6 protein-coding genes and 1 pseudogene are annotated in these 10,700 nt (G+C 62.3%); 5 read left to right on the forward strand and 2 right to left on the reverse strand.

Going from position 1 to position 10,700, the window contains the following annotated elements; translation table 11 throughout:
• Window positions 1-32: 32 nt before the first annotated feature.
• The gene (locus tag AS156_RS00700) at window positions 33-1,637 is read right to left on the reverse strand and encodes an IS1182 family transposase (protein ID WP_066498669.1); all 1,605 of its coding nucleotides are present in this window, start codon (window positions 1,635-1,637) and stop codon (window positions 33-35) included.
• Between the two features lie 39 nt (window positions 1,638-1,676).
• Between AS156_RS00700 and AS156_RS00705 the strand changes: the two genes are divergently transcribed.
• The 3 genes and pseudogenes from AS156_RS00705 to AS156_RS00710 all read left to right on the forward strand — a co-directional run bounded on the left by AS156_RS00705 (window position 1,677) and on the right by AS156_RS00710 (window position 4,601).
• Window positions 1,677-2,864 (forward strand): ABC transporter substrate-binding protein, encoded by a 1,188-nt coding sequence (locus AS156_RS00705; RefSeq protein WP_066498671.1) that lies wholly within the window; start codon window positions 1,677-1,679, stop codon window positions 2,862-2,864.
• Window positions 2,865-2,968: 104 nt separating this feature from the next.
• Window positions 2,969-3,208: pseudogene (locus AS156_RS45870) on the forward strand (hypothetical protein); the annotation flags it as partial.
• A 415-nt stretch (window positions 3,209-3,623) separates the two neighbouring features.
• Window positions 3,624-4,601, forward strand: coding sequence for a helix-turn-helix transcriptional regulator (locus tag AS156_RS00710; RefSeq protein WP_082747264.1), 978 nt, complete (start codon window positions 3,624-3,626; stop codon window positions 4,599-4,601).
• 281 nt (window positions 4,602-4,882) lie between these two features.
• Here the strand turns inward: AS156_RS00710 and AS156_RS41660 are convergent, their stop codons facing one another.
• The gene (locus AS156_RS41660; RefSeq protein WP_136625953.1) at window positions 4,883-5,209 is read right to left on the reverse strand and encodes a hypothetical protein; all 327 of its coding nucleotides are present in this window, start codon (window positions 5,207-5,209) and stop codon (window positions 4,883-4,885) included.
• Between the two features lie 433 nt (window positions 5,210-5,642).
• Here AS156_RS41660 and AS156_RS00715 point away from each other — a divergent pair, with 433 nt between their 5' ends.
• Together AS156_RS00715 and AS156_RS00720 are read left to right on the forward strand one after the other, a co-directional pair.
• A complete protein-coding gene (locus AS156_RS00715; RefSeq protein WP_066498675.1) occupies window positions 5,643-8,969 on the forward strand; it encodes an adenylate/guanylate cyclase domain-containing protein in 3,327 nt (1,108 codons plus the stop codon).
• Between the two features lie 226 nt (window positions 8,970-9,195).
• Complete coding sequence (locus tag AS156_RS00720) at window positions 9,196-10,266, forward strand: IS110 family RNA-guided transposase (RefSeq protein WP_066498677.1); 1,071 nt, start codon at window positions 9,196-9,198, stop codon at window positions 10,264-10,266.
• Window positions 10,267-10,700 lie beyond the last annotated feature (434 nt).

The following is a 10,700-nucleotide window of genomic DNA, read 5'->3' on the forward strand; positions in this document are numbered from 1 at the left end:
CGAGACTGAGCAAGAACTACTGGTGAGCGGAGTTAGGCCGGCGTGGGCCGGCCGATTGCGAGCGGAAGCCCTATGTTTGTCCAGAGAGCCGCGAGAGCAACCTGGATGGGCGTCAAAAGGGCTGCGAGGGTACATCGGCAAGTAGCAACCGCCTTGGCGAGCGCGGCCAGAAACGCGTCGAAGCCCAGGATGTTGAGCACGCGGGTGAAGTTGTAGCAGAGCGCCATCAGGCTCCACTCGCCGCGGACCTTGTCGAAGCCGCGGACCAGGAAATGACGATAGCCGGCACGGCATTTGAGCGTGCCAAACGGATGCTCGACGATGCCAAAGCGACGGCGCATCACCTCGCCCGCGCCCTGCATCCGCGCGCGATGACGTTCGAGAACGTCTTCATGCTCCCAGCGACCGATCGTCCGGTAGGCCGCGTTCGAGCCAAGGCAACGGATCTTGAGCGGGCAGGTCCTGCAGATCGCTCCGCGCGCCGCGTAGCGGATCTCGACGCGGCCACTGGTGTTCTTCTGCCTGCTCTTCATCGGATGTAGCTGATGGCCGCCGGGACAATGATAGGTGTCGGATACGCCATCATAGTTGAAGTCCTTGAGGGCGAAGCGGCCTTGCTTCTCGAGCCGGGCGCTGCCCTCCGGCACCGGCACATAGGCCGTGATGCCATCGTCCTCACAGGCCTTCAGTTCGCGGCTGCTGTAATAGCCCTCGTCTGCCAGCACCTGCAGGGTCTTGACCTCGAGGGCTTCCTTTGCCGCGATGGCCATCGCATGTAGCTGGCCGACATCGCTGCTGTCGTTCACCACCTCGCTGGCGACAATGAGCTTGTGCTTGTCGTCGACGGCGGTCTGCACGTTGTAGCCTGCGACCCCCTGGCCGCTCTTGACCAGAAGTCGGGCATCCGGATCGGTCAGGGACAACTGCGTCTCGCCATTCTCTTCCAACCGAGCAAGATCGGCTTGTGCGCGCGAGCGCTTCGCCATCAGTGCCGCGACCTTCGCGCCAAGGTCACCACCACCTGCGCCGCCACCATCGGAGCCATCCTGGCCTGGCTTCCTGGCTTCCGCGGCGTCATTGTCCTCAAGGGACTTGCCGTAGGCCTCGATCTCCTGATCGAGCTTTCCGATCTGATCGGCAAGCCTCTTGCGCGTAAAGATGCTGGCCTTGCTGGCGTCGCCATGGAAGAACGAGCCGTCAATCGCAACAACGCTGCCGCCGACAAGACCGAGTTCGCGCATCAGCAGCACGAAGCTGCGGTTGGCCGCCTTCAGAGCCACCCAGTTCTCCTTGCGGAAGTTGCCGATCGTCCGATAACCCGGCTTCAGATTCTTCAGCAGCCAGATCAGTTCCAGATTGCGGCAGGCCTCCCGCTCCAACCGGCGCGACGACCTGATCTGGTTGATGTAGCCGTAAAGGTAGAGCTTCAGCAGATCGGCTGGATCGTACGGCGGTTGACCGACCCCTTCGGCCTTGCGATCCGCATGGCGAAAGCCGAGCTTGGCAAGGTCGAGCACACGAACGAAGCTCTCGATCGCCCGGACCGGGTTGTCCGCCCCGACATAATCCTCAATCCGAGCAGGAAGCAGGCTGGCCTGGTCGCGGCTCTCGCCGCTCTTGAATGTCCGATTCGTCATGAACAGAATCGTACATCAACTTCCCAAAATGCCGAGTTCTTGCTCAGTCTCGTCGGGCTGCTCACGGCAGCGCTGGCGGGACCGGCGCTCGCGCAGCAGACGCCGCTCAAGATCGGCGTGCTGACCGATTTCCAGTCTGTTTATTCCGACATCGGCGGCGCCGGGAATGTCGAGGCCACCAGGATGGCGATCGAGGATTTCGGCGGCTCGATGTTCGGCAAGCCGATCGAGATGGTCACCGCCGATCCCCTCAATAAGGCCGACGTAGCCGCCACCATCACCCGCAAATGGTACGAGGCCGAAGGCGTCGACATGATCATCGACATGCCGACCTCGGCGACCGCGCTCGCCGGCATGGAGATGTCGAAGCAGTTCGAGAAGATCATGATCGTGACCGATGCGGCGAGCTCTGACATCACCGGCAAGTCCTGCTCGCCCTACACGCTGCACTGGACCTACGACACCTACGCCAACGCCCACACCGTCGGCGGCGCGATCGTGAAGAACGGGGGCGACACCTGGTTCTTCATCACCGCCGACTATCTGTTCGGCCATTCGATCGAGCGCGACACCGGCGACGTGGTCCGCGCCGCCGGCGGCAAGGTGATCGGCAGCGCGCGGCATCCGCTCAACACGCCGGATTTCTCGTCCTTCCTGCTGCAGGCCCAGGCGTCGAAGGCCAAGATCATCGGAATGGCCAATGGTGGTGCCGACACCATCAACACCATCAAGCAGGCGGCCGAGTTCGGCATCGTCGCGGGCGGGCAGAATCTCGCCGGTATCGTGATGTTCATCTCGGACATCCACAGCCTCGGGCTGAAGCTGGCCCAGGGCCTGATCATCACCGAGGCCTACTACTGGGATCTCAACGACCGAACCCGCGCCTTCGGCAAGCGCTTCTTCGAGCGCACCAAGCGGATGCCGACCATGAACCAGGCCGCGACCTACAGCGCCACCCTGCACTATCTCAACGCCGTGAAGGCGGCCGGCACCAGGGACACCAAGCCGGTGCTCGCCAAGATGCGCGCGACCCCGGTCCACGACGCCTTCACCGACAACGGCGTGGTCCGCGAGGACGGCCGCATGGAGCACTCGATGTTCCTGTTCGAGGTGAAGAAGCCTGAGGAATCGAAGGGGCCTTGGGATTACTACAAGCTGCTCGCCGAGGTCCCCGGCGACCAGGCCTTCCGCCCTATGAAGGATGGCGGCTGCCCGCTCATCAAGTGAGCGAAGATGATTGCGGCCGGGGTCCAGGACCTCGGCCAACTCTTTCAAATTGTTCGGTAAAAGCTGTCAGGAGTGGCAGGGCTCGAACCTGCGCCCCCCGGCACGCCCGCGAGCTGCTTGCCGTTGCAAAGCCTGAGGGCCAGCCCATCGCGGCCGCCGTCGATCCCACCAAGCCGAGTTGTCTATGCTGTGGCGGTCGCATGATCATCATCGAGGTCTTTGCGCGCGGTGCGGCGCCACGGCATCGGCCAACGGCTTCCGTCAGCGGCTTCACCGTCGTACAACTCGTTGGACCGGCTCGATCCCAATCAACGAGCTCACCCGCGGCGCTCAAATCTCCATAGCGCCTACCCCACCACCTTCCGTTCCTTACGCGCGGTTTCTTTCCTTTGAGACTTTCGGACGCTGGCCGCCGAACCCGCGGCGCCGTCCTTCAAGCGGCCAGCATCCGAAACCCTTCACACAAGCGGACTATGCCGCTTCCAACCGCTGATCGATGACTGCGCGCAACAAGCCCGACACCGCGATTTGCGACGATTGCCGCTAAAGGCCGGTTGTTCTCGTAAGTGAAGGAAGCTGCGACCTTGTTGGCCGCCACAATCTGCGCGGGGTGCGTGCCAACTCATCGCGTGCAGCGCGCAACGCGAAGCGCTTGGTCATGTCCGCGCAGCCTACCTCCCCTATGTAATCCATTTCACAAATGCAGCGAAGCGCGGTCCGATATGATCTTTTGGGGGGCCCCCAAAGCGGGAGGCCGACATGCCAACGTCATCTCACCTTTTGCGATGGTCGACCGAGATGCTGCCGGAGCGCGCGCGGTTCTCCACGTTCCGTGAGGAGTTTGCGCGGCTGAACCTCGCCTTGGACGTGATAGATCACAGCGGCGGCCGCCCGCGTATCGACGTCACCTACTTGCCGCTCGGCGCAGTTGGCGTTTGTAGCATTGTCACCACGCCGGTGGAGTTTATCCGTCACATACACTACCTCAAGGATAGCCAAGACCAATTCGGACTAAACGTCGTCGAGGCTGGACCAGTCAAATTTGCAAATGCTGACCAGGAACATGTCTATGATGCCGGCTCCGCTTGTTTGGTTGACCGGGGAAGGCCGCTGCGAGTATTTGGGCCGCGTGGCGGCCGCGTCAGATTCGTGACCGTGCAGGCTGCCGCCCTCAAGTCTCTGGTTGCGCAGCCGGAAGATCTATCAGGTCGGCCGGTGCGTCCCGGACCGGCGCTTAGACTCCTCGACCGCTACCTGCGGTCGCTTGCATCCTTCAAAGAATCTCCGTCATCAAAACTGGCCTCCACTATAGGCGTACATCTCCTCGATCTCGTGGCCGCGACGCTCGGGCCGAGCGCCGAAGCTGCAAACATCGTTACGGAGCGTGGTGTGAAGGCAGCCAGGCTGCAGGCGATCCTGGCGGAGGTCGCGCGACGCTTCAGCGATCCCAATTTCGATCTGGACAATGTCGCCAGGGCGCTCGGTATGTCGCGGCGATACGTGCAAAAATTGCTCGAGGGGACTGGAAAGTCGTTCACCGAGCACCTTGCAGGATGCCGGCTTGAGCGTGCCTTCGCGATGTTGACTGACCCGCACCATCTGCATTTGGCAATCATCGATATCGCGTTTGCAGTCGGCTTTGGTGATGTTTCTCATTTCAATCGCATGTTCCGCCGGCACTTCGGCGAGACGCCATCAGGCGTGCGCGCCGCATCGACCATGCGGGAGCAGAAGTGATCCTGCGACTCCTCACAGTGCGCGGGCGACGCCGCTGAAACGCGGGCATTTGTGGGCTTCGCGAACACCTTTCTGCAACATGGCCGCTTTGCGTCATGAACGGCTATGCTCTGATCAAGAAGAGTTCAGCTTGGCCCCCTGAAACCGGCAACGTCGCGATGAGCAACGGCAATTATAGAAGCAACGGCAATTATAGAAATGGTGCGCGGCCGGGCGGCTGGTGAACGGGTAAAGATTCTCCGCCGCCAACCTCGGACGGATCGTTGTAGCTACGGGTGTCGTCATAGTGACGCGCGCCATATGGATATTGAGACAGGGAAGGCTCCCCATTCCCTCCCTTGCCCCGTCAATTGGCAACGGACATGTTGCCAAAAAGAGCCAAAGTCGTTCTTCGGGTTGTAGCCGGAATCGTGAATGTTCCGGATATGCATCGCGTGGTCATTGCCATTGTCATTGAGACCGGCATTGGCGTTGAGCAGAACAGGATTAACTGCGGCACCCATCACCACGTGGCGAAGGTGGGTCCGGTGTCCTGCTGCTCGTGCGTCAGCCAGAGCCGTCGTAGAAAAAGAAGCAACTGCGATCGAAACAAGAATGATCTTCTTCATGGTATGCTCCTGAGAAAATAACCAGCCCGGAGCTTTCATTCGTGTCCAGTAAAATGCGATGCTCCCGCCGAATGTGAGATTCGCCACATCGCGGTGTCGATCACGATGAGTGAGACCTAGCAGGCGGACGCTATAGTGTCTTGGACTTCCGCGCACCGCCTCACCGAAAGTCAGTGCGCGAATTGCAACGTTAGCTCGAAGAGGTTGAGGCACCGCGCCGGCATCGAGATGGTGGGACCCGCGGCGCCGACGTCGCACGGTCTTTTGTCGCCGGCAGAGCGCCTTGTACTGTTGCACCATTTTGGCAAAGATCGAGGGCCAGCCGCGGCCGAATGCCGCAAACTAAACATGCTATGGTGAAAAGATCGGGATAACGTTTCTTCGCCGTAGTCAAAAATTCGGCTGGCCATCAATCAGACAGTTGAGGGAGCCAATGCAGCAGATTGCGGACTGGCTCAACACCCTCGGCCTAGGGCAATACGCGCAGTGCTTTGCCGAGAACGACATTGACTCAAGCGTTCTGGGCGATCTGACCGACTCTGATCTCGAAAAAATCGGCGTCTCGCTCGGCCATCGCAAGAAGATCTTGCGGGCGATCGCGGAGCTCGCTGAGGCCGGACCAAGACCCGTGACCGTTCCTCGGACCGAGGCCGAGAGACGACAGCTCACGGTGATGTTCGCTGATCTTGCTGGCTCGACAGCACTCTCGACGAAGCTCGACCCTGAGGACTTGCGCGAGATCATCGGCGCGTACCACCGCTGTTGTGCCGAGCAAATCGAGAAATCTGGCGGATTCGTTGCCAGATACATGGGCGACGGCGTGCTCGCATATTTCGGCTATCCGCGGGCGGATGAAGACGATGCTGAGCGCGCGGTATGCGCCGGGTTGGCATTGGTCACGGCCGTGGCAGGACTCGATACCGGCCCGGAGGCAAGATTGCGAGTGCGAGTTGGCATTGCCACTGGTTTGGTGATCGTCGGCGATCTCGTCGGGAAAGGCGCGTCGCAGGAACATGAGGTGGTCGGTGAGACCCCCAATCTGGCCTCGCGGCTTCAGGAATTGGCCGAGCCGGATACGGTGGTCATCGACAGCAGCACCCGCCGGCTCGTCGGAGGCCTCTTCGACTATCTCGCTCTCGGGAGCGTGTCCATCACAGGCTTCAGCGACCCCGTGCCGGTCTGGCGAGTCATTGGTGCGAGCGCGGTCGATAGCCGCTTCGAGGCCTTACGCGTAGCCAGAACGCCACTGCTCGGCCGCGATGAGGAGATCGAGCTGCTGATGCGCCGCTGGCAGCAGATAAAACGCAGCGATGGTTCGGTCGTTCTGATATCGGGTGAGCCCGGCATCGGCAAATCGCGCCTCGCCGAAACCGTGCTGGAGCGGCTGAGCGATGATCCACATATCCGTTTGCGCCGTTTCTGCTCGCCGCACCATCAGGACAGCGCGCTTTTCCCGACCATCTCACAGCTCGAGCGGGCGGCGGGATTCCGGCGCGACGATACGGACCGGCAACGGTTGGACAAGCTCGAAGCGTTGCTCGCCGAGGCAAACGTTGACCTCAGCGAGGCCGTTCCTCTGATCGCGGACCTGCTGTCCGTGCCGATCGGCAATGGCTATCCACCGCTCAACCTCACACCGCAGAAGCGCAAGGAGAAGATGTTTCAGGTCCTCCTGGCCCAGCTCGAGGGGCTGGCGGCGCGCCGGCCCGTGCTGATGGTGTTCGAGGATGTGCACTGGATCGACCCCACCTCGCTCGACCTGCTGGACCGCATCGTCGACCGCGTGGCCACCCTCAGGGTCTTGCTCATCATCACTTTCCGGCCAGAGTTCGCGCCGGCCTGGATCGGGCGCTCGCACGTGACATTAATCAGCCTCGGTCGTCTGCCGCATCGACAGCGCGCCGAGATGATCATGCGGGTGACCGGCGGCAAGGCGTTGCCCCAGGAGATCGCCGAGGGAATCATCGATAGGACCGATGGCATACCGCTATTCATCGAGGAATTGACCAAGGCGGTGATCGAGAGCGGCATGCTGGCCGACGCCGGCGACCGCTTCGATGCGAGGGGGCCCGTGCCTCGGCTTGCGATCCCTACCTCGCTCCACGCCTCGCTCCTGGCACGGCTCGATCGCTTGGCGCCCGTGCGCGAGCTGGCGCAGATCGGAGCTGCCCTCGGGCGGTCGTTCTCGCATGAGCTTATCAGCGCCGTCGCAGCCATGCCGCAGCAACAGGTGGAAGGGGCCTTGGCGCAGCTCGTACACGCCGAACTGGTCTTCCAGCGAGGGACCCCGCCTGATGCAGAGTACACCTTCAAGCACGCGCTGGTGCAGGACGCAGCCTATAGCACCCTGCTGCGCGGTCGACGCCAGCAGATCCATGCTCGCGTCGCGACGACGCTAGAGAGCCAGTTCCCTGAAATCGTCGCCGCTCAGCCGCAACTCATGGCCCACCATTGTGCCGAGGCCGGCTTCAACGAAAAGGCGGTTGGCTACCGGCTCAAGGCCGGCCAGCACGCGGTCGCGCGGTCGGCGATGACGGAAGCGGTGGCGCAGTTGCAGAGGGGTCTCGAATTGCTGGCGAAAATGCCCGAGGAGTCGCGGCCCGCGCAGCACGAGCTCGACCTGGAGATTGCCCTCGGGCGGGCCCTGATGGCAGCCAGGGGGTATTCGGCGCCGGCGGTGGCCGATACCCTTGTCAGGGCGCGAGCGCTCGCTGAGCGGTTCGATCGACCGGATCGTCTCGCTCCGCTGCTCTATTTCCAATGGGGCTTCCATTCGGTTCGTGCCGAGCACGAGCTGGCGGTGTCGCTTGCCGAGCAGATGGAGAAATTGGGCGAGACAAGAAAAGATCAAGCCACCCTGCTGCTGGGTCACTATATCCACGGCGCAAGTTGCCACTATCGCGGGGAGTTTGTGACAGCGAGTGCCCTTCTCAAGCTGTGTGATGGCTTGAAAGATCCGGCCGCTCGCGCGATTTGCGCCGCCATAGCGGTGGCCGATCCGCACGCGGCGAGCCAGGGTCACTTGGCGTTGACATTGGCGCTTCTGGGCCACATCGATCAGGGATGTGCGCGCGCGGACGAGGCGTTAAGAGAAGCCCGTTCGCTCGACCATCCGTTCACGGTGGCCTTTGTGTTGAGCAAGGTGTGTGCGGTGGAGGCGGCCGCCGGCTTGCCGCATGACACATTACGGCATGCGGATGAACTGGTGGCTCTCTCGAACGAGCATGGCTTTCCGCTCTGGTTGGGCCTCGGACTTCTCCAGCATGGTCGCTCATTGACAGCACTTGGACAGCCGCAGGACGGCCTTGCGTCGCTCGCGAAAGGGCTCTCGGTGCTTCGTGGTGCCGGAGCTGTGGTGCACACGCCGCGCGCGCTCTGCTTTCTCGCCGAGGCTCACGCCAAGGTCGGGCATCTGCAGGAGGGGCAGCAAAGCCTTGTCGAGGCCGCGCAGCTCATCGAGGCGACCGAGGAACGGTCCAGTGAGGCCGAGCTGCATCGACTTCGAGGCGACCAGATGAATGCGCGAGGCGACCAGGCCGCTGCGGAACAGAATTATCATCGAGCGCTCGCTGTGGCGGAGCGCCAGAGCACGAAGACGTTTATGCTGCGCGCTGCGACCAGCCTCGCCCGCCTGTGGCGCGACCAAGGCAGGTGCACGGAAGCACGCGACCTCTTCGCGCCGGTGTATGGCTCGTTCACCGAAGGCTTCGACACGCCGGTCCTGCGGGACGCCCGGGCGCTGCTCGACCAGCTGGCCTGATGCAGGTCACGTCTTTCATGGCGGGATAGCTGCCACTTGCCTGCACTCCAAGGCTTGCCGTACTCTGGTCTATGATCTCATGAAGCGTGATCTGCGGTCCGTCGATGGCGCGCAGAGTGCATGCACTCCGTGCCGCCGGAATGACCGCTAATGGGATGGTCCGGCCGTGCTCCAGCCCCGCCAGTGATAGAAGCTGGCTCGGGGCAGCGAAGACAAGGAGCACGCCATGTCTCAGCAATCCAACTGCGCAATCGCCGTGATCGGCATCGATATTGGCAAGAACTCGTTCCACGTGGTGGGACAGGATCAGCATGGTGCGATCGTGCTTCGGCAGAAATGGTCGCGTGGCCAGGTCGAGGTGCGACTTGCCAACCTGCCGCCGTGCCTTATCGGCATGGAGGCCTGCGTCGGCGCCCATCATCTCAGCCGCAAGCTACAGCTACTCGGCCACAATGCCCGGCTGATGCCGGCCAAATATGTGCGGCCGTATAGCAAGGGACAGAAGAACGACTTCCGCGATGCGGAGGCGATTGCCGAGGCGGTGCAACGCCCGACCATGAAGTTCGTTGCGACCAAGACCGCCGACCAACTCGACCTGCAGGCCCTGCACCGTGTCCGCGAGCGCTTGGTCAGCCAGCGTACCGGCATCATCAATCAGATCCGCGCCTTCCTGCTGGAGCGGGACATTGCAGTCCGGCAAGGACTGCGTTTCCTGCGGGCCGAGCTGCCGGGCATTCTGGCCATGCGCACCGATGTTCTGTCGCCCCGCATGTCGCGCCTCATCGAGGCATTGGCCGGAGACTGGCGCCACCTGGATGCGCGCATCGAGGGTCTCACCGGCGAGATTGAAGCGCTCGCCCGCCAAGACCTGCACTGCGAGCGGCTGATGACGGTCCCCGGCATCGGCCCCATCATCTCGAGCGCGATGGTGGCCGCGGTCGGCACCGGCGACGTGTTCTCTAAAGGCCGCGACTTCGGCGCCTGGCTCGGGCTGGTCCCGAAGCAAATCTCGACGGGAGACCGGACGATCCTTGGCAGCATATCAAGGCGCGGCAATCGCTATCTGCGCGCCCTGTTCGTTCAGGCGGCCTGGGTCGTGCTGGTTAAGCTGGGGCCAAAGCAGTGGGAGCGCTACGGGCTCAAATCTTGGATTGAAGCGGCGAAGAAGCGACTACACCACAACGTGCTCGCCATTGCGCTGGCCCACAAGCTCGCCCGTATCGCGTGGGCGGTTCTCAACAAGGGGCGCGCCTTCGCGTGCGATAAGAACAATACGATGGAGTCCCATCCAGCGTGATCCTCGCGCCGTGCTCCGGGCCGTACAAGGCGTGGCCTGGCAGCATGGAAGCGAGCGGCAAGACCCGCGCGACGGCCAGCCTTGACGGCCCCTGCGCGCGGCGCATCCGTAGCCCACAGGTCGGGACGAAGGAACGGCCGCCAGGCACGAACAAAGGAACAGAAATAAGGAGCTATTGATGATGTAGCTTAGTCCGCCTGCCGAGGTCTGCGAGAGGATGGGACAAAGATGGAGATCGGTCTTCCCGGCGCATGCGAACACTGGTGACCCGAACGGCTCGTTGAAGCCTGTCCGCTAAGAACGTCGCATGCGCGCTGATATCCATGATGGCCCGGAGCGCGACACGCTCCAACTAGAGGCCGGATACATTGATGCAAGACCGCATTTGCCAGATCGATGAAAAACCTCTTGCACCGCACGGCCGGACCATACAT

The sequence above is a fragment of the Bradyrhizobium macuxiense genome, from assembly GCF_001542415.1.
In the GTDB taxonomy this organism is placed as follows: Bacteria; Pseudomonadota; Alphaproteobacteria; order Rhizobiales; family Xanthobacteraceae; genus Bradyrhizobium; species Bradyrhizobium macuxiense.